Genomic DNA, 17,490 nt, shown 5'->3' with positions numbered 1-17,490 from the left:
GCTCGCGGGCGTCGCGAGCCGGTGAACCTTTCCGGTCGCAGCACCAGCTCCTCCTTCGGCGGGCACCTCGACCGCCCCGGCGGTCTGCGCCGCGGGTGACCACGCCGACGCGCGGTAGGTGCCGTGACGGCCCGGGAGGCGTCTGCCGCCCCGGGCCGGAACGTTTCTTCTCACTTGAGCCATGACCTGGCAATGCGCCGCCCAAATCTGGCCGGGAACCGCCTCGGCCGTACAACCAGTCCCGGGTGCCACGGATCTGATCGCGTGAGTCAACCGACTCCACGATCTCTTATCCCTCCAGGGGAACGTACATGCGCATACGTGCCATCGTGGCCGCCGTCTCCGGCGCCCTGGCCCTCTCCGCCCTCGCCGTACCGGCCGCACAGGCCGTCACCGACTCGGGCGCGCCGTACACGCTGAACGCAAGCTTCTCCAACGTCTCGATCGCCAAGGCGGTCAAGGTGGGCACCACCAACGAGGTCAGCGTCTCGTACTCGTACACGCTGACGCACGGCTCCGACGTGAACATCGCCGCGAGCGACTTCTACACGGACGCCTTCCTGTACCACGGCACCTACAGCGACACGTCGCCCGAGCTCTACGGCGACGACCCGGCGACCTGCACCGCCACCTCGTCGACGACGGCCACCTGCAAGGGCTCCATCAACATCTATCCGACCGACGCCGACCCGAAGATCGCGGACGCCGGCACCTGGAACGTGGCCGCCGAGGCCGTCGCCTTCAACGGCCAGGACCAGCAGAACCCCGACATGAGCAAGGTCGGCTACAAGGACCAGAGCGGCCTGGGCACCACCCTGGTGCAGCGCTACTCCAAGCTGACGACCACCGTGAGCTCGACGTCCGTCTACAAGGGCAAGACCTTCACGGCGTCCGGCAAGCTCTCCCGCGCCGACTGGGACGACAACCTGTACCACGGCTACGCCAACCAGCCGGTCAAGCTCCAGTTCCGCAAGGCCGGCACCACCACGTACACCACGATCAAGACGGTGTACACGGACTCGTACGGCAACCTGAAGACCAGCGCCACCGTGAACTACAGCGGCTACTGGCGTTACTCCTTCGCCGGCACCTCGACGACCCCGGCGGTCAGCGCCACGGGTGTCTACGTCGGCGTGAAGTAACCCCCGCCTGGTCGGGAAAGCGGCGGTCGACCCACTTCCACAGGAACTCCAGGGCGGCCGCCGCCACCACCGCGATGCCGACGGCGGTCCACGGCATCGTGACACCCACCAGTTTCAGCGCGAAGAAGCCCTGCAGCGCCGGGACGGCCAGGACCAGCAGGAACGCCGCGGCCATCGCGGCCACCAGGACCACCCGCCACCAGGTGTAGGGGCGGGCGACGATCGCCAGGATCCACAGGGAGACCAGGAACAGCGTCAGGGTGGCCGCGCTGGTCTCCGCGTCCAGCTGGCCCGGTCCCGTGTAGTGGACGCGGGCGATCAGGTAGGTCACGAAGGTGGCCACCCCGGCCACCACGCCCCCCGGCACCGAGTACCGCATGACCCTGCGCACGAAGTGCGGTCTCGCCCGCTCCTTGTTGGGGGCCAGGGCCAGGAAGAACGCCGGGACGCCGATGGTGAGGGTGGACAGCAGGGTCAGGTGCCGGGGCAGGAAGGGGTACTCGACCTGTGCGCACACCACGAGGACGGCCAGCAGCACCGAGTAGACGGTCTTCACCAGGAACAGCGTCGCCACCCGCGTGATGTTGCCGATCACCCGGCGGCCCTCGCCCACCACCGACGGCAGGCTCGCGAAGCTGTTGTCCAGCAGCACGATCTGCGCCACCGCCCGCGTCGCCTCCGAGCCGGAGCCCATGGCGACCCCGATGTCGGCGTCCTTCAGCGCGAGCACGTCGTTCACGCCGTCGCCGGTCATCGCGACCGTGTGCCCGCGCGACTGCAGCGCTCCCACCATGTCCCGCTTCTGCTGCGGGGTGACCCGCCCGAAGACGGTCCCCTTGTCCAGCGCGCCCGCCATCCCGGCCCGGTCGGCGGGCAGGTGCCGCGCGTCGACCGTCGTGCCCTCCAGGCCCAGCTTGGCCGCGACCGCACCGACCGACACCGCGTTGTCGCCGGAGATGACCTTGGCCCGCACGCTCTGGTCCGCGAAGTAGCGCAGGGTGTCGCCGGCGTCGGGCCGCAGCCGCTGCTCCAGGACGACGAGGGCGGCGGGGCGGGCGTCGCGGGCCGGTTCGGTGTCGTCCAGGTCCCGCTTCGCACGGGCGAGCAGCAGCACCCGCAAGCCCTGCTCGTTGAGGCGCTCGGTTTCGGCCAGGGCCGGGTCGCCGTCGGAGAGGAGGACGTCGGGCGCGCCGAGCAGCCAGGTGCTGATCTCGCCGTCGGCCTCGCTGAACGCGGCGCCGCTGTACTTGCGGGCCGAGGAGAAGGGCAGTGACTCGACGCAGCGCCAGTCCTCGCTGTCGGGACAGGCGTCGATGATCGCCTGGAGGGAGGCGTTGGGGCGCGGGTCGGACTCGCCGAGCGCACCGAGCACCTTGCGTACGTAGCCCTCGTCGGCCCCGCCGAGCGGCCGCAGCTCGGTGACGTCCATGCCGCCCTCGGTGAGCGTGCCGGTCTTGTCCAGGCAGACGGTGTCGACGCGGGCCAGCCCCTCGATCGCCGGCAGCTCCTGCACCAGGCACTGTCTGCGGCCGAGCCGGATGACGCCGATGGCGAAGGCGACGGAGGTGAGCAGCACCAGCCCCTCCGGGACCATCGGGACGATACCGCCGACCGTGCGGGCCACGGCGTCCTTGAAGTCGTCGTTCTTCACCACCAGCTGGGTGACGACCAGGCCGATCGCGGCCGGGACCATCATCCAGGTGACGTACTTCAGGATCGTGGAGATGCCGGTGCGCAGCTCGGAGTGGACCAGCGTGAAGCGGGAGGCATCCTCGGCGAGCTGGGCGGCGTAGGCCTCGCGGCCGACCTTGGTCGCCTTGAAGGCGCCGCCGCCCGCGGCCACGAAGCTGCCGGACATGACCGGGTCGCCGGGGCGCTTGACGACGGGGTCGGCCTCGCCGGTGAGCAGCGACTCGTCGATCTCCAGCCCGTCGGCCTCGACGCAGACGCCGTCCACCACCGCCCTGTCCCCGGGGCCGACCTCCATCAGGTCGTCCAGGACGATCTCGTGCGTGGCGACCTCGGTGGCCAGGCCGTCCCGGCGCACCGTCGGCCGGGCCTCCCCGATCACGGCGAGCGAGTCGAGGGTCTGCTTGGCCCGCCACTCCTGGAGGATGCCGATGCCGGTGTTGGCGAGGATCACGAAGCCGAAGAGGCTGTCCTGGATCGGCGCGACGCACAGCATGACCAGCCAGAGCACGCCGATGATCGCGTTGAACCGGGTGAAGACGTTGGCCCGGACGATCTCGCCCAGCGAGCGGCTGCTGCGCACGGGCACGTCGTTGACCAGGCCGCGGCTGACGCGGTCGGCCACCTCGGCGCCGGTCAGCCCGGCCGCGGGGCTCTTCGGCAGGGCCACGGGGTGCACGGGGTCGAGTTCGGCACCCGCGTCTATATGGCTCATGCATTCGACGGTACGTGTGGATCTGCCCACCCGCCCACCGGTCCGGGAGGGAGCGTCCGGGCGCCCCGGGTCGCCGACGGGCCTACTCGGCCTGCGCCGCCTTTGGAGCGGTCGCTCGCTTGATCGCCGCGTCCCGCCTGCGGACGTACCAGATGCCGATCAGTCCCAGGCCACCCCCGGCCAGGCAGGTCCACAGCCACCACAGATGGCGGTGCTCCTGGAACCAGCCGTAGAACGGCAGCTGGACCAGGAAGAGCACGAACCACACGATCGTGCCGCCGGTGATGGTGGCGACCACGGGCCCCTCCAGGGGCTCCGGCGCCTCGTGCTGGGGAGTCCACTTGGCCATGCGCACAGCTTACGAGGCGATCGGATCGCGACCGAGGCGGTCAGGTCCTGAGCGGTTCTACGCGCGGAGATAGCGATCTCCGACTCATACGTTCATACTGAAACCGTTTGTCTGTGTCCACTTCTGTTCGTACGAAACTCCAACAGTGCTCGGGGGAAACCTGTTGGTGATGGAGTCCCGCATGCCCACCTCGGCACCAGCCAAGGCCCCCACCCCCGAAAAGCCGGGCGGCGCGACCGCCCAGAGCGGTCTCGACCGTTACTTCAAGATCTCCGAGCGCGGCAGCTCCGTCGCTCGTGAGATCCGCGGTGGCTTCGCCACCTTCTTTGCGATGGCGTACATCATCGTGCTGAATCCGATCATCCTCGGCAGCGCGAAGGACATGTACGGGCATCACCTGGACAACGGTCAGCTGGTGACCGCGACCGCCGTGACAGCCGCCTTCACCACCCTGCTCATGGGTGTCATCGGCAATGTGCCGATCGCGCTCGCCGCCGGCCTCGGCGTGAACTCGGTCGTCGCGCTCCAGCTGGCGCCCCGGATGACCTGGCCGGACGCCATGGGCATGGTCGTCCTCGCGGGCGTCGTGGTCATGCTCCTCGTCGCCACCGGTCTGCGCGAGCGTGTGATGAACGCCGTGCCGTTCGGTCTGCGCAAGGCGATCTCGATCGGCATCGGCCTGTTCATCATGCTGATCGGCCTGGTCGACTCCGGCTTCGTCACCCGTATGCCGGACGCCGCCCAGACCACCGTCCCGCTCCAGCTGGGCATGGGCGGCCATCTGCACGGCTGGCCGGTGCTGGTCTTCGTCCTCGGCGTGCTGCTGACCTTCGCGCTGATCGTCCGCAAGGTGCCGGGCGCGATCCTGATCTCGATCGTCGGCATGACCGTCCTCGCGGTGGTCCTCAATGCGGTCATCACGATCCCGTCCTGGGGCCTGACGGTGCCGAAGTGGCCGGGCAACCCGGTCTCCAGCCCCGACTTCGGCCTGGTCGGCCAGGTCAGCCTGTTCGGCGGGTTCTCCAAGGTCGGTGTGCTGACCGGCGTCCTCTTCGTCTTCACGGTCCTGCTGTCGTGCTTCTTCGACGCGATGGGCACGATCATGGGCGTCGGTGACGAGGCCAAGCTGACCGACGCCCAGGGCTACATGCCGGGCATCAACCGGGTCCTCTTCATCGACGGCCTCGCGGTCGCGGCGGGCGGTGCCAGCTCCTCCTCGGCCACGACCGCGTTCGTCGAGTCCACGGCCGGTGTCGGCGAGGGTGCCCGCACGGGCCTCGCCAACGTCGTCACGGGCGGCCTCTTCGCCGTCGCGCTGTTCCTCACGCCGATCGCCACGATGGTCCCGTCCCAGGCGGCGACCCCGGCGCTGGTCGTGGTCGGCTTCCTGATCCTGTCGAACTCCGTCAAGGAGATCGACTGGGCCGACTACACCATCGCGATCCCGGCGTTCGTGACGATGCTGATGATGCCGTTCACCTACTCGATCACCAACGGCATCGGCATGGGCTTCATCACCTTCACGGTGCTGCGCCTGGCCGCCGGCCGGTTCCGGGAGATCCCGGCCGCGATGTACGTCGTCTCGGCGGTCTTCGCCTTCTACTACCTGATGCCGGCCCTGGGTCTGACATGACCGGCCCGTCACGGCTTCACGTGACGCCGTAGAACTTCTCCGTCTCCTCGACGGCGGCCTGGAACCGCTCGTCGAAGTCGTCCCGAATGAGCGTGCGGATCACATAGTCCTGCACGCTCATTCCCCTTTTCGCCGCGTGGTGCCGGAGCCTTTCGAGCAGCTCCCCGTCTATCCGCAGGCTGAGCACACTGGTCCCCATGCGTACGAGGGTCGCCACATCCGGCCGTCCGGTGCGTCACTTTCCCGAACCGGCTCACTCATACGGGTGATCAAAGGGTTCAGTGGCGGGCGTCACGGGCACGACCCGCGTGTCGCGGTGGTCTTTAGGGAGAGTAATGAGTTACCCTAAAGAACATGCCGGACCTCACCCATGGCGACGACGCTGCCGCCGTGAACTCCCTCCGCTCCGCCGTGATGCGGTTGTCCCGTCGGCTCAAGCACCAGCGGGTCGACGAGTCGCTGAGCCCCACCGAGATGTCGGTGCTCGGCACCCTCTCCCGCTGCGGCTCGGCCACCCCGGGCGAGCTCGCCCGCAAGGAGCACGTCCAGCCGCCGTCGATGACCCGTATCGTCGCGCTGCTCGAGGCCAAGGGGCTGGTCCGGCTGGAGCCTCACCCCGAGGACCGGCGCCAGAAGGTCGTCACCCAGACCGAACAGGCCGAGGCGATGCTCGAGGAGAGCCGCCGCAAGCGCAACGCGTTCCTGGCCGGCCTGATCGAGGGCCTCGACGAGGACGAGTGGGCCGCGCTGCGCGCCGCCGCCCCCGTGCTGGAGAAGCTCGCGCACCTGTAAGCCACTGATGTAGGAGGCGAACCCTTTTGAGTACGGGACCCGGAGCAGCTTCCGCCCCCGCACCGTCCACCACTACCCCCACCCCCGGCGCCCGCAAGGGCTCGATGTTCAGCTCGCTGAAGGTCCGGAACTACCGCCTCTTCTTCGTCGGCCAGGTCGTCTCCAACACCGGCACCTGGATGCAGCGCATCGCCCAGGACTGGCTCGTCCTCAGCCTCACCGGCTCCTCCGCGGCCGTGGGCATCACGACGGCCCTGCAGTTCCTGCCGATGCTCCTGCTGGGCCTCTACGGCGGCGTTCTCGTGGACCGCCTGCCCAAGCGTCGCACGCTGCTGGTCACCCAGGCCTCGATGGCCCTCAGCGGCCTCGCGCTCGCCGCGCTGACCCTCACCGGCCAGGTCCAGGTCTGGCACGTCTACGTCGCCGCCTTCGCCGTCGGCCTCGCCACGGTGGTCGACAACCCGGCCCGTCAGTCCTTCGTCTCCGAGATGGTCGGCCCCGACCAGCTGCAGAACGCGGTCAGCCTGAACTCGGCGAACTTCCAGTCCGCCCGCCTGGTCGGCCCCGCCGTCGCCGGCCTGATGATCACCGGTGTGGGCACCGGCTGGGCGTTCCTCGCCAACGGCTTGTCCTTCGCCGCGCCCATCACCGGCCTGCTGCTGATGCGCGCCCGCGAGCTCCACGTCGTCCGGCGCGCGCCGCGCGGCAAGGGCCAGCTGCGCGAGGGCCTCCAGTACGTGGCCAAGCGGCCCGAGCTGATCTGGCCCATCGTCCTCGTCGGCTTCATCGGCACCTTCGGCTTCAACTTCCCGGTGTGGCTGTCGGCCTACGCGGACGACGTCTTCCACTCCGGCGCCGGCGCCTACAGCCTCTTCAACACGCTCATGGCGGTCGGCTCCCTGTGCGGCGCCCTGCTGGCCGCCCGGCGCGGCACGGCCCGGCTGCGCATCCTGACCGCCGCCGCGCTGGCCTTCGGCGCGCTGGAGGTGGTGGCCGCCCTGGCCCCCTCCTACTGGCTGTTCGCGCTGCTCATGGTCCCGATCGGGGTCTGCGGCCTGACGGTCAACGTCACGGCGAACACGGCCGTGCAGATGGCCACCGACCCGGCCATGCGCGGCCGGGTGATGGCGCTGTTCATGATGGTCTTCATGGGCGGTACGCCGCTGGGCGCGCCGGTCGTCGGCTGGATCACCGACACCTACGGCGCTCGGGTCGGCTTCGCCCTCGGCGGCGTCGTGTCGGTCGCTGCGGCCGGCGCCATCGGTCTGGTCCTGGCGCGGATCGGTGGTCTGCGTCTGGCGGTCGGCTGGCACCACGGCCACCCGCGGGTCCGGTTCGTGCCGAGGGAGCGGGAGGAACTGGCGGCGGCGGCGTAGGAGTCACCACGGCGGGTGCCCGTACGGATGCGCGCTGACCCCGGGCACGGTCGGCGCGCTCACCGCCGCCGGGCCGTCCGGGGCCGTCGCCGCACCGTGCAAGGCCGGCCACGGCTTCCAGGAGCGCGACCTCGTCCTGGACCTCACGGGCCGGGCGGAGCGGCAGGACCGGAAGCGGAGGAGGGGCACGGGCTGCTCGGCACCCTGGGCGCGAGCGCCGATGCGCCGACCACACTCGGGGTGCTGGCCGGGCGGTCACACCCGCCGGACGAGCACCTGTCCCGGCCAGTCGTTGCGCTCGCCGGCGGTGTAGGTCTCCGTCGGGGTGAAGCCGTTGGCCTCGTAGTAGGCGACCAGCCTGCCGTCCCCGCCCGCGTAGCAGTCCACCCGCAGCAGACGGACCCCGGCCCGCCGGGTCTGCTCGGCCGCGTGGGCGAGCAGGGCGGCGCCGGCACCCCGTCCCTCGAAGCGGCGGTCGGAGGCGAGCCAGTGGATGTACCGCTCGGGCTCGCCGGGGGACGGCAGATGCGACAGACAGGCGCCGGGCGCGTCCGTGAGGGTCAGGGTGGCGGCCGGCACGCCGTCGATCTCGGCGATGTACGTGGTGCCCTCGTCCATGTACCGGGTGACCGACTTCACCGTGCCGCGGTGCTCCGACAGCGGCCGGGTGCCCCACTGCTCGGTGCGCCCCTGTGAGACCAGCCACTGCACGCTGCTGTCGAGCATGCCGAGCATCGCGGGGATGTCGTCCGGGACGCCTTCTCGGATGGCGATCGTCATGGGCCCATCCTGCCCGCCCGCGTCTGCCAAGGTGAAGGCATGAGACTCTTCGCCGCGGTGCTGCCCCCGGAGCACGTCGTTGATGAACTCGCCGCCGAAGTCGCCGAGTTGGAGCGGCTGCCCGGTGCGGACCGGCTGCGCTGGACCAACCGGCCGGGCTGGCACTTCACCCTCGCCTTCTACGGCGAGGTCACCGACGATCTCGTACCGGACCTGTCGGACCGCCTGGACCGCGTGGCCCGCCGCACGGTCCCCTTCTCCCTGGCCCTCTCCGGTGGCGGCCAGTTCGGGCACGGCAAGGCCCTGTGGACGGGTGCCCACGGCGAGGTGGAGGCGATGCGGCTGCTGGCCGACCGGGCCGAGTCGGCGGCGCGGAAGGCGGGCGTGCCGATGGGGGAGCACCGGCGCTACAAGGCCCACCTGACGGTGGCGCGCAGCCGGGACACGGTGGACGTACGGCCGTACGTCGACCTGCTGCGCGGGTTCACCAGCAGCACCTGGACGGTGGACGAGCTGGTGCTGGTGCGCAGCACCCTGCCCCGGTCGGGGGTGCCGGGGGAGCAGCCGCGGTACGAGGCGGTCGCCCGCTGGCAGCTCGGCGGGTCCGGTTACGCTCGATGACGTGGACCCGAAGACGCGAAACCGGATCATGGCCGGTGTGCTTGTGCTGATGTTCGTGGTGGTGGCTGTTTCGGCGGCCGTCCGATAGCGGTGTGGCCGGGACAGCGGCGGGGAACTGCGCCGGATCTGCCGGGTGCGGACCCGTCGTGGCCGGTCGTGCAGTTCCCCGCGTCCCTTCGGGGCGCCGCCCCTCACGAAGCTGTCAGGAGAGCCGCCCTCACCAGGCGAAGGCCTCCGGCGACGGTCCGGGGCCGGGGAAGACCTCGTCCAGGCCGGCGAGCAGCTCCTCGCCCAGCTCCAGCCCGACCGCCCGGATCGCCGACTCCAGCTGTTCGGCGGTGCGCGGGCCGACGATCGGGCCGGTCACGCCGGGGCGGGTGAGCAGCCAGGCCAGGGCCACCTCGCCCGGCTCCAGGCCGTGCTTGTCGACCAGGTCCTCGTACGCCTGGACCTGGGCGCGGGCGGCGGGGTCCTTGAGGGTGTCGGCGGCCCGGCCGGTGGCGCGGCGGCCGCCCTGGACCTCCTTCCTGATGATTCCGCCGAGCAGACCTCCGTGCAGCGGCGACCAGGGGATGACGCCGAGGCCGTAGTCCTGCGCGGCCGGGATGACCTCCATCTCGGCGCGCCGCTCGGCGAGGTTGTACAGGCACTGCTCGCTGACCAGGCCGATGGTGCCGCCGCGGCGGGCGGCGATCTCGTTGGCCTGGGCGATCTTGTAGCCCGGGAAGTTGCTGGAGCCCGCGTAGAGGATCTTGCCCTGCTGGACCAGGGTGTCGATGGCCTGCCAGATCTCCTCGAACGGGGTGTTCCGGTCGATGTGGTGGAACTGGTAGAGGTCGATGTAGTCGGTCTGCAGCCGCTTCAGGCTGGCGTCCACGGCGCGCCGGATGTTCAGCGCGGAGAGCCTGTCGTGATTGGGCCAGGGGGCGTGGCCGTCGGTGGCCATGTTGCCGTAGACCTTGGTGGCGAGGACGACCTTGTCGCGGCGCTCGCCGCCCTTGGCGAACCAGTTGCCGATGATCCGCTCGGTCCGGCCCTTGTTCTCGCCCCACCCGTACACGTTGGCGGTGTCGAAGAAGTTGATGCCCGTGTCCAGTGCCGCGTCCATGATGGCGTGGCTGTCGGCTTCGTCGGTCTGCGGCCCGAAGTTCATCGTCCCGAGGACGAGCCGACTGACCTTGAGTCCCGTGCGTCCAAGCTGCGTGTACTTCATGGTTCCCCAGCCAACGGCTTGAAGTGCGCTCTAGGCAAGGGCTTTCGGGGGGTGTCAGTCGCGGGGAACTCGTCGGTCTTGAGGGTGAGACCGAGGGGGGTCGTGGTCATGTCGACGTCCGCTCCGAAGGCGACCGTCAGTTCGCTGAGGTACTCGCCGTCCTTCGGCTGGCTGTACAGGTGGCACTTGCCCTGGTAGGGATCGGCGACGAGGTGGACGGGCACCTCGGCGGTGGCGTAGGCCGTCTTCTTGGGGCCGTAGTCGTTGTGTCCCGTGCCCTTCGAGATGACCTCCGCGACGAACTCGACGTCCTTGCACTGCCACAGGCCGTTGGGTGTCTTCTCGGCACCATCGGTCACGAGCGTGACGTCGGAGCAGAAGCCGTTGAGGTGGCCCGGGTAGTCGATCCGGACGTCCGACTTGACGCGCCTGCGCGGGTACTTGGTGCGCAACTGGTCGTAGATGTTGGCGATGATCTCCCAGTGGGTGTCCCACTGCGGCGACATGAAGATGGCCCCCTCGACGATGTCGACCTTGTATCCCTCGGGGGTGGTCCGCTCGAGCGACTCGAACAGGTCGTCCAGAGTCAGCTCGCCGCTCTCCTCGGCCATCTCGATCCTGTCTTCAAGGACGGTCATCGTGGCGCTCCTCCACGGCTGCCCCACGCACGAGTGCAGCCGCGCGGTTCAACGATACGCACGGTGACCGGGGCACGCCGGAATCAGGTCAACCTGTTCCCGCCACGTACGCCTGTCCGACCCCCCACGCCTCCCACATCGCCCCCGCGAAGGCCGCCGCGATCCGGTGTTCCCCGCTCGCGTTGGGGTGCGTGCCGTCGTAGGTGTCGGTGTGGATGTCGTACCCCTCCGGCCGCGAAGCCAGCAGGAGTGTAGAGCGGGGCTCGTCCAGGTCGGCCACGCACTTCGCCAGCAGGACGTTGAAGAGGTCCACCTGTGCGGCGAAGGGGGCGTCCGCCTCGGCCCGGATGTTGGGGATGACCGGCAGCAGCACCATGCGGATGCGCGGGTTCGCCTCCCGGGCGCCCGCGATGAACGCACGCGCGTTCTGCGCCGTCTGTTCGGCGTTCGTGTAGAAACCCAGGTCGATCAGGCCCAGGGAGACCAGCAGCACGTCCGCCCGGTACCGCCGCACCGTCTCGCCTATCACCGGCGCCATGTGCAGCCATCCCTCGCCCCAGCCGGCCAGGTGGGCGCGGGGGAAGCCGGCGTCGGCGTAGGCGAGCGAGGTGGGGGCGTCGGCCAGCTTGTCGTACAGCGTCTCGCGCGGGCCGACGAAGGTGAACGGGCCGTCGTACGCCGTGCACAGGTGCCGCCACAGCCGGTGACGCCAGGTGTGTTCGCCCGCGCTGCCGATCGTCATGGAGTCGCCTACGGGCATGAACCTGAGCATCCGCTCATCATGGACGATCACGCGCGCGGGTGCAGTGTGAGGGCCACCACGTCCGCCGAACCCCCGGCGGCAATGGCAGGCTTGGGGCATGCGCCGATCGTTCGCCGTCCTCGCCGGGTTGCTGCTCACCGGGGCCTGCGCGCTGCCCGCCTCCGCCTCCGCCTCCGCCTCCGCCTCCGACGGGGACCAGGGGTTCACCTTCAAGGACCCGCGCATCACCGAGTCCAGCGGGCTCGCCGCCTCCCACCTCCACCCCGGCGTCTACTGGACGCACAACGACAGCGGCGACGGGCCGTACATCTACGCCGTGGACAGCCGCACCGGGAAGACGGTCGCCCGGATCACCCTGCACGGCATCGGGGCCCCGCGCGACGTCGAGGCCATCTCGATCGGGCCGCACGACGAGATCTACCTGGGCGACATCGGCGACAACCTCGGCGGCAAGTGGCCCTACGTGTGGATCTACCGGCTGCCCGAGCCGAAGCAGCTGAAGGACCAGACGGTCACCGCCACGCAGTACGTCGTGAAGTACGCGAACGGGCCGCGCGACGCCGAGTCGCTGGTCGTCCACCCGAAGACCGGGCGGGTCTACATCATCGACAAGAAGGAGGACGGCGGGCACCTGTACGAGGGGCCGGCGACCCTGTCCACCTCCGGCACGAACATCTTCCGGCCGATCGCCCCCGTCGACCTCTGGGCCACCGACGCGGCCTTCTCGCCGGACGGGCGACAGCTCGCCGTGCGCGGCTACCTGGGCGGGATCTACTACGACTGGAACGGCGGCCGGATCAGGCGCGCGGGCCGGCTCGACGTGCCGCTGCAGGGGCAGGGGGAGGGCGTCTCGTACTCGGTCGACGGAACGAGACTGCTCTACAGCAGCGAGGGCGCGGACAGTGAGGTCGTGGCGAAGGACGCGCCCGGCCGGCCCGCCGCCAAGTCGCCGTCGGCGAACGGGAGCCCGGCCGCGGGCGCCGGCGGGGACAGCGCTCTGAAGATCGGGGCCGCCGCGGTGGCCGCCGGGCTGGTGGTCCTGTTCGGGCTGCGGCGGCTGCGGCGCCGCAGCTGAACCGTACGAGAGGGCGCCCGGTGCCTGTCGCACCGGGCGCCCTTCAACGGTCCGTGCGCGAGGTCAGAGCCGTTCGATGACGTGGTCGACGCACTTCGTCAGGGCCTCGACGTCCGCCGGGTCGATCGCCGGGAACATCGCGATGCGCAGCTGGTTGCGGCCGAGCTTGCGGTACGGCTCGGTGTCGACGACGCCGTTGGCGCGCAGCACCTTGGCGACGGCGGCCGCGTCGATCTCGTCGGAGAAGTCGATCGTGCCGATGACCTGCGAACGCTTGGCCGGGTCGGCGACGAACGGGGTGGCGTACTTGGACTCCTCCGCCCAGGAGTACAGGCGGGTCGAGGAGTCCTTGGTGCGCGCCGTCGACCAGGCGAGGCCGCCCTGGCCGTTGAGCCACTCCAGCTGCTCGTTCAGCAGGAAGAGGGTGGCGAGGGCCGGGGTGTTGTACGTCTGGTTCTTGCGGGAGTTGTCGATCGCGGTGGGCAGGGAGAAGAACTCCGGGACGTGGCGGCCGCTCGCGTGGATGCGCTCGGCGCGTTCGATCGCGGCCGGGGAGAAGACGCCGATCCACAGGCCGCCGTCGGAGGCGAAGGACTTCTGCGGCGCGAAGTAGTAGACGTCGGTCTCGGTGACGTCGACCGGGAGGCCGCCCGCGCCGGAGGTGGCGTCCACCAGGACCAGCGCGCCCTCGTCGGCGCCGGCCACGCGCTTGATCGGCATGGCGACACCGGTGGAGGTCTCGTTGTGGGTGAAGGCGTAGACGTCGACGCCCGCCTCGGCCTGCGGCTCCGGGTGGGTGCCGGGGTCGGAGGCGATGACCGTCGGCTCGGCCAGCCAGGGGGCGAGCTTGGCGGCCTTGGCGAACTTGGAGGAGAACTCGCCGAAGTTCAGGTGCTGCGACTTGTTCTCGATCAGACCGTGGGTGGCGATGTCCCAGAAGGCGGTCGAGCCGCCGTTGCCGAGGATCACCTCGTAGCCCTCGGGCAGCGAGAACAGGGAGCTGATGCCTTCGCGGACCTGGCCCACCAGGTTCTTGACGGGGGCCTGGCGGTGGGAGGTGCCCATGAGGGACGAACCGGTGGCGGCGAGCGCCTCCAGTGCCTCGGTACGCACCTTGGAGGGGCCCGCGCCGAAACGTCCGTCGGCGGGCTTGATGTCAGCGGGGATCTGGATGTCGGCCACGACTCGGAGGGTATCCGGTGGGCGAAACCGGACGTAACCGTGTCCGTCCGATGAGACGAGATCATCGACGCGTGGACTTGTGAATTGATACGACGAAAGGGGCGGGGCTGTGGAAAAGTCTCCGTGACTGAGCGTGAGCGGATGCATCCTGGACGCATGACAGATCTTGCCGGCGAACTGCGCAGGGTCGTCCGGGGCGACGTCGGCTTCGACACCACCTCCCGGGCGCTGTTCACCATGGACGCGTCCAACTACCGGCGTGTCCCGCTGGGCGTCGTGGCCCCCGCGGACGCCGACGACGTGGCCGCCGCGCTGGAGGTCTGCCGGGCGCGCGGGGTGCCGGTGGTGGCGCGCGGCGGGGGCACGTCGATCGCCGGGCAGGCGACCGGCACGGGCGTGGTGCTGGACTTCACCCGGCACATGGACGGCCTGCTGGAGCTGGACCCGCTCACCCGTACGGCCGTCGTCCAGCCGGGGCTGGTCCTGGACCGGCTCCAGGAGGCCGCTGCCCCACACGGCCTGCGGTTCGGCCCGGATCCGTCCACGCACGGCCGGTGCACGCTCGGCGGGATGATCGGCAACAATTCCTGCGGCGCGCACTCGGTGGCCTGGGGGACGACCGCGGACAGCGTGCGGGAGCTGTCCGTCCTCACCGCGCGTGGCGACCGGCTGCGCCTCGGGCAGGGCTGGGCGGGCGCGCCCGAGGGGCTGCGCGCACTGGCACAGAGCGAACTGGCCCGGCTGCGCACGGGGTTCCCGGATCTGCCCCGCCGGATCTCCGGGTACGCGCTGGACGCGCTGCTGCCCGAGAAGGGCGCCGATGTCGCCCGCTCCTTCTGCGGTTCCGAGGGCACCCTCGGCATCCTCACCGAGGCGGTCGTACGGCTGGTGGAGGCCCCGCGCGCCCGTGCCCTGGCCGTGCTGGCGTACGGCGACGAGAGCGCCGCGGCCGAGGCCGCCGCCGGGCTGCTGCCGCTCGGCCCGCTGACGGTCGAGGGCATGGCGGCCGACCTGGTGCGCGCGCCTGCCGTGCTGCCCGGGGGAGGTGCCTGGCTGTTCGTGGAGACCGGCGGTGAGTCGGCGGCCGAGGCACGCGCGCGTGCCGAGGCGATCGTCCGCGCCGCCGACGTGCTCGACTCGCTGGTCGTGACGGATGCGGCCGCCCAGCGGACCCTGTGGCGCATCCGCGAGGACGCGAGCGGCACGGCCACCCGCATGCCCGACGGCAGTGAGGCCTGGCCCGGCTGGGAGGACTGCGCGGTGCCGCCCGCCCGGCTCGGTGCCTATCTGCGGGACTTCCGCGCGCTGCTGGCGGCGCACGGACTGCGCGGCACGCCGTACGGCCACTTCGGCGACGGCTGCATCCATGTCCGCATCGACTTCGACCTGCTCACCGAGGCAGGCGTCGGCCGCTTCCGCCGCTTCTCCGAGGAACTGGCCGACCTGGTGGTGGTGCACGGCGGCTCGCTGTCCGGGGAGCACGGCGACGGGCAGGCCCGCGCGGAGCTGCTGCCGCGCATGTACGGCACGGAGACCGTCCGGCTCTTCGAGCGGGCCAAGGCGGTGTGGGACCCGGACGACCTGCTCAACCCCGGCATGCTGGTCCGCCCGGCCCCGCTCGACGCCGGCCTCCGCTTCTCCGTCCTGCCGACGGGACCCGTCGACGTGGCCTTCGGCTACCCGGCCGACGGCGGCGACTTCCGCGCGGCCGTCCGCCGCTGCGTCGGCGTCGCCAAGTGCCGTACGACCACGGCGGCCGGCCCCGCCGTGATGTGCCCGTCCTTCCGGGCCACCGGCGAGGAGGAGCACTCCACCCGCGGCCGGGCCCGGCTGCTGCACGAGATGCTGGCCGGCGAACTCCTCACCGACGGCTGGCGTTCGACGGAGGTCCGCGACGCCCTCGATCTGTGCCTGTCCTGCAAGGGCTGCCGCTCCGACTGCCCGGTCGGCGTCGACATGGCCACCTACAAGGCGGAGTTCCTGCACCACCACTACGCCGGCCGGCGCCGCCCCGCCGCGCACCTCAGCATGGGCCGGCTGCCGCAGTGGCTGCGCTGGGTGGCCGCCACGCGTACGGCCCGGCTGCTCAACGCCCTCGCCGCCGTACGGCCGTTGGCCGGCATAGGCGCACGGCTGGCCGGGATCGCGCCCGAGCGGGGGATTCCCCGGCTGGCGACGCGGACGTTCTCGGGGTGGTGGCGCGGGCGGAAACCGGCCCGGCACACGGGCGAGTCGGTCGTGCTGTGGCCGGACACCTTCACCGAGTATCTGTCCCCGGCCGTCGGCCGGGCCGCCGTCCGGGTGCTGGAGGCCGCCGGTCTGCGGGTGGCGCTGCCGCCGACGCTGCTGCTGCGCTCGGGAGGGATCGGCGACGGCAGGACCAGGTCGGCGACCGCCCTGCTCACCGCCCGCCGCTCCCGGGTCTGCTGCGGCCTCACCTACCTCTCCACCGGCCAGCTCGACCACGCCCGCAGGGTGCTGCGCCGCACGCTGGACCTGATGGAACCGGTGCTGCGGGCCGGGGCCCCGGTCGTCGTCCTGGAACCGAGCTGTGCGGCGGCCCTGCGCACCGACCTGCCCGAGCTGCTGCACGACGACCCGCGGGCGGCGCGGCTCGCCTCCGCAGTGGTGACGTTCGCCGAAGCCCTGGAGCGGCACGCCCCGTACTGGACCCCGCCCGCCGTGGACCGCCCGGTCGCCGGCCAGACCCACTGCCACCAGCACGCGGTGCTCGGCGAGGCCCCCGACCGCCGGCTGCGCGAGGCCGCGGGCCTGACCGGCGAGCTGAGCGGCGGCTGCTGCGGACTCGCGGGCAACTTCGGCTTCGAGAAAGGGCACTTCGAGGTGTCGAGGGCCTGCGCGGAGGAACAGCTCCTGCCGGCGGTGCGGCAGGCCTGCGCGGACACGGTGATCCTGGCCGACGGGTTCTCCTGCCGCACCCAGCTGGAGCAGCTGGCCGGCGTGCGGGGCCGGCATCTGGCGGAGGTGCTGGCCCAGGCGCTGGACGGGGAAGCGGTTCATAAGAGAACTCAATGACCGGCCGTACGACGCCCCCGACGCCGACCGCATCCTCGTCGTGGACCGGGGCCGCATCGTGGAGACCGGCCGCCACGAGGACCTTCTCGCCCGGGGCGGTGCCTACGCCAGGTTGCACGGCTCGCAGAACAACGCGGTGACGGACACGGGCGAGCTGCGCATGCCGCCGTGGGAGGACCGGCGGACGCCGGCGCCGGTACAGCGGACAGGGGCTCCGGCGCACGGAACGGGATACGGAACGGGATACGGAGATGGCTACGGCTATGGCTACGGCCACGGGTACGAGGCCTACGGCCATGAGTCCTCGTACCTGCCCGACGGCCGTCCCCTCTTCCGTGATGAGGAGGCCTGGCCGGGCATATGAGCCGATACCGGGCGGCGGCCGGTGTCAGCATGTGGGACAGTTGCGTAAAGGGTTCACGCCCCTGTCGGAGTCCATTACTCTGGACCTGGTAGTACATCGCGATGAACGAACCCGATCAAGCC

Annotated in this window: 15 protein-coding genes and 1 pseudogene; 8 read left to right on the top strand and 8 right to left on the bottom strand. The window is 70.9% G+C overall.

Going from position 1 to position 17,490, the window contains the following annotated elements:
* The first annotated feature begins 311 nt into the window (after positions 1-311).
* Positions 312-1,142: a hypothetical protein gene (locus ABZ919_RS30840; RefSeq protein WP_361254016.1), complete on the top strand. Its 831-nt coding sequence runs from the start codon at positions 312-314 to the stop codon at positions 1,140-1,142.
* Here the strand turns inward: ABZ919_RS30840 and ABZ919_RS30835 are convergent.
* Positions 1,108-3,546 (bottom strand): HAD-IC family P-type ATPase, encoded by a 2,439-nt coding sequence (locus tag ABZ919_RS30835; RefSeq protein ID WP_361254014.1) that lies wholly within the window; start codon positions 3,544-3,546, stop codon positions 1,108-1,110. The genes ABZ919_RS30840 and ABZ919_RS30835 overlap by 35 nt on opposite strands.
* A gap of 82 nt (positions 3,547-3,628) precedes the next feature.
* Positions 3,629-3,895, bottom strand: a complete 267-nt coding sequence (locus ABZ919_RS30830; protein WP_361254012.1) for a DUF2530 domain-containing protein — start codon at positions 3,893-3,895, stop codon at positions 3,629-3,631.
* A gap of 181 nt (positions 3,896-4,076) precedes the next feature.
* On the opposite strand from ABZ919_RS30830, the gene ABZ919_RS30825 reads away from it, so the two are divergent.
* Positions 4,077-5,528, top strand: a complete 1,452-nt coding sequence (locus tag ABZ919_RS30825; RefSeq protein ID WP_361254010.1) for an NCS2 family permease — start codon at positions 4,077-4,079, stop codon at positions 5,526-5,528.
* Between the two features lie 16 nt (positions 5,529-5,544).
* Here ABZ919_RS30825 and ABZ919_RS30820 read toward each other — a convergent pair whose 3' ends face one another.
* Positions 5,545-5,727, bottom strand: a complete 183-nt coding sequence (locus ABZ919_RS30820) for a ribbon-helix-helix protein, CopG family (protein ID WP_361254008.1) — start codon at positions 5,725-5,727, stop codon at positions 5,545-5,547.
* A 155-nt stretch (positions 5,728-5,882) separates the two neighbouring features.
* Between ABZ919_RS30820 and ABZ919_RS30815 the strand changes: the two genes are divergently transcribed.
* Entirely contained in the window at positions 5,883-6,320 is a 438-nt protein-coding gene (locus tag ABZ919_RS30815) for a MarR family transcriptional regulator (protein ID WP_361254006.1), read from the top strand.
* 26 nt (positions 6,321-6,346) lie between these two features.
* Complete coding sequence (locus tag ABZ919_RS30810) at positions 6,347-7,696, top strand: MFS transporter (RefSeq protein WP_361254004.1); 1,350 nt, start codon at positions 6,347-6,349, stop codon at positions 7,694-7,696.
* A 255-nt stretch (positions 7,697-7,951) separates the two neighbouring features.
* On the opposite strand, the gene ABZ919_RS30805 is transcribed toward ABZ919_RS30810, so the two are convergent.
* Positions 7,952-8,476, bottom strand: a complete 525-nt coding sequence (locus ABZ919_RS30805; RefSeq protein ID WP_361254002.1) for a GNAT family N-acetyltransferase — start codon at positions 8,474-8,476, stop codon at positions 7,952-7,954.
* A 39-nt stretch (positions 8,477-8,515) separates the two neighbouring features.
* Here ABZ919_RS30805 and thpR point away from each other — a divergent pair, with 39 nt between their 5' ends.
* Positions 8,516-9,097 (top strand): RNA 2',3'-cyclic phosphodiesterase, encoded by a 582-nt coding sequence (gene thpR / locus ABZ919_RS30800; RefSeq protein WP_361254000.1) that lies wholly within the window; start codon positions 8,516-8,518, stop codon positions 9,095-9,097.
* 217 nt (positions 9,098-9,314) lie between these two features.
* Here the strand turns inward: thpR and ABZ919_RS30795 are convergent, their stop codons facing one another.
* The 3 genes from ABZ919_RS30795 to ABZ919_RS30785 all read right to left on the bottom strand — a co-directional run bounded on the left by ABZ919_RS30795 (position 9,315) and on the right by ABZ919_RS30785 (position 11,720).
* On the bottom strand, positions 9,315-10,310 hold the full coding sequence (locus ABZ919_RS30795; RefSeq protein ID WP_361253998.1) for an aldo/keto reductase: 996 nt from the start codon (positions 10,308-10,310) through the stop codon (positions 9,315-9,317).
* Positions 10,307-10,948 carry a Uma2 family endonuclease gene (locus tag ABZ919_RS30790; protein WP_361253996.1) on the bottom strand — a complete coding sequence of 214 codons (642 nt, stop codon included), beginning with the start codon at positions 10,946-10,948 and terminating at the stop codon, positions 10,307-10,309. Before ABZ919_RS30790 ends, ABZ919_RS30795 begins: the two co-directional genes overlap by 4 nt.
* Positions 10,949-11,036: 88 nt before the next feature.
* On the bottom strand, positions 11,037-11,720 hold the full coding sequence (locus ABZ919_RS30785) for a GDSL-type esterase/lipase family protein (RefSeq protein ID WP_361253994.1): 684 nt from the start codon (positions 11,718-11,720) through the stop codon (positions 11,037-11,039).
* A gap of 88 nt (positions 11,721-11,808) precedes the next feature.
* On the opposite strand from ABZ919_RS30785, the gene ABZ919_RS30780 reads away from it, so the two are divergent.
* Positions 11,809-12,786 carry a WD40 repeat domain-containing protein gene (locus ABZ919_RS30780; protein ID WP_361253992.1) on the top strand — a complete coding sequence of 326 codons (978 nt, stop codon included), beginning with the start codon at positions 11,809-11,811 and terminating at the stop codon, positions 12,784-12,786.
* A gap of 63 nt (positions 12,787-12,849) precedes the next feature.
* Here the strand turns inward: ABZ919_RS30780 and serC are convergent, their stop codons facing one another.
* Positions 12,850-13,968: a phosphoserine transaminase gene (serC, locus tag ABZ919_RS30775; RefSeq protein ID WP_361253990.1), complete on the bottom strand. Its 1,119-nt coding sequence runs from the start codon at positions 13,966-13,968 to the stop codon at positions 12,850-12,852.
* 156 nt (positions 13,969-14,124) lie between these two features.
* Here serC and ABZ919_RS30770 point away from each other — a divergent pair, with 156 nt between their 5' ends.
* Together ABZ919_RS30770 and ABZ919_RS30765 are read left to right on the top strand one after the other, a co-directional pair.
* Positions 14,125-17,004, top strand: coding sequence for an FAD-binding and (Fe-S)-binding domain-containing protein (locus ABZ919_RS30770; protein ID WP_361253988.1), 2,880 nt, complete (start codon positions 14,125-14,127; stop codon positions 17,002-17,004).
* Positions 17,005-17,017: 13 nt separating this feature from the next.
* Positions 17,018-17,368: pseudogene (locus ABZ919_RS30765) on the top strand (ABC transporter ATP-binding protein); the annotation flags it as partial.
* Between the last annotated feature and the right edge of the window lie 122 nt (positions 17,369-17,490).

This window comes from Streptomyces sp. NPDC046759 (genome assembly GCF_040645475.1).
Classification (GTDB): domain Bacteria; phylum Actinomycetota; class Actinomycetes; order Streptomycetales; family Streptomycetaceae; genus Streptomyces.
This window is presented reverse-complemented; position numbering and strand designations above follow the sequence as displayed.

Excerpts from the sequence above, each read along its gene's own strand:
- ABZ919_RS30840 (WP_361254016.1), top strand. The coding sequence starts at position 312 with ATGCGCATACGTGCCATCGTGGCCGCCGTCTCCGGCGCCCTGGCCCTC.
- ABZ919_RS30835 (WP_361254014.1), bottom strand. The coding sequence starts at position 3,546 with ATGAGCCATATAGACGCGGGTGCCGAACTCGACCCCGTGCACCCCGTG.
- ABZ919_RS30830 (WP_361254012.1), bottom strand. The coding sequence starts at position 3,895 with ATGGCCAAGTGGACTCCCCAGCACGAGGCGCCGGAGCCCCTGGAGGGG.
- ABZ919_RS30825 (WP_361254010.1), top strand. The coding sequence starts at position 4,077 with ATGCCCACCTCGGCACCAGCCAAGGCCCCCACCCCCGAAAAGCCGGGC.
- ABZ919_RS30820 (WP_361254008.1), bottom strand. The coding sequence starts at position 5,727 with ATGGGGACCAGTGTGCTCAGCCTGCGGATAGACGGGGAGCTGCTCGAA.
- ABZ919_RS30815 (WP_361254006.1), top strand. The coding sequence starts at position 5,883 with ATGCCGGACCTCACCCATGGCGACGACGCTGCCGCCGTGAACTCCCTC.
- ABZ919_RS30805 (WP_361254002.1), bottom strand. The coding sequence starts at position 8,476 with ATGACGATCGCCATCCGAGAAGGCGTCCCGGACGACATCCCCGCGATG.
- thpR (WP_361254000.1), top strand. The coding sequence starts at position 8,516 with ATGAGACTCTTCGCCGCGGTGCTGCCCCCGGAGCACGTCGTTGATGAA.
- ABZ919_RS30795 (WP_361253998.1), bottom strand. The coding sequence starts at position 10,310 with ATGAAGTACACGCAGCTTGGACGCACGGGACTCAAGGTCAGTCGGCTC.
- ABZ919_RS30790 (WP_361253996.1), bottom strand. The coding sequence starts at position 10,948 with ATGACCGTCCTTGAAGACAGGATCGAGATGGCCGAGGAGAGCGGCGAG.
- ABZ919_RS30785 (WP_361253994.1), bottom strand. The coding sequence starts at position 11,720 with ATGCTCAGGTTCATGCCCGTAGGCGACTCCATGACGATCGGCAGCGCG.
- ABZ919_RS30780 (WP_361253992.1), top strand. The coding sequence starts at position 11,809 with ATGCGCCGATCGTTCGCCGTCCTCGCCGGGTTGCTGCTCACCGGGGCC.
- ABZ919_RS30770 (WP_361253988.1), top strand. The coding sequence starts at position 14,125 with ATGACAGATCTTGCCGGCGAACTGCGCAGGGTCGTCCGGGGCGACGTC.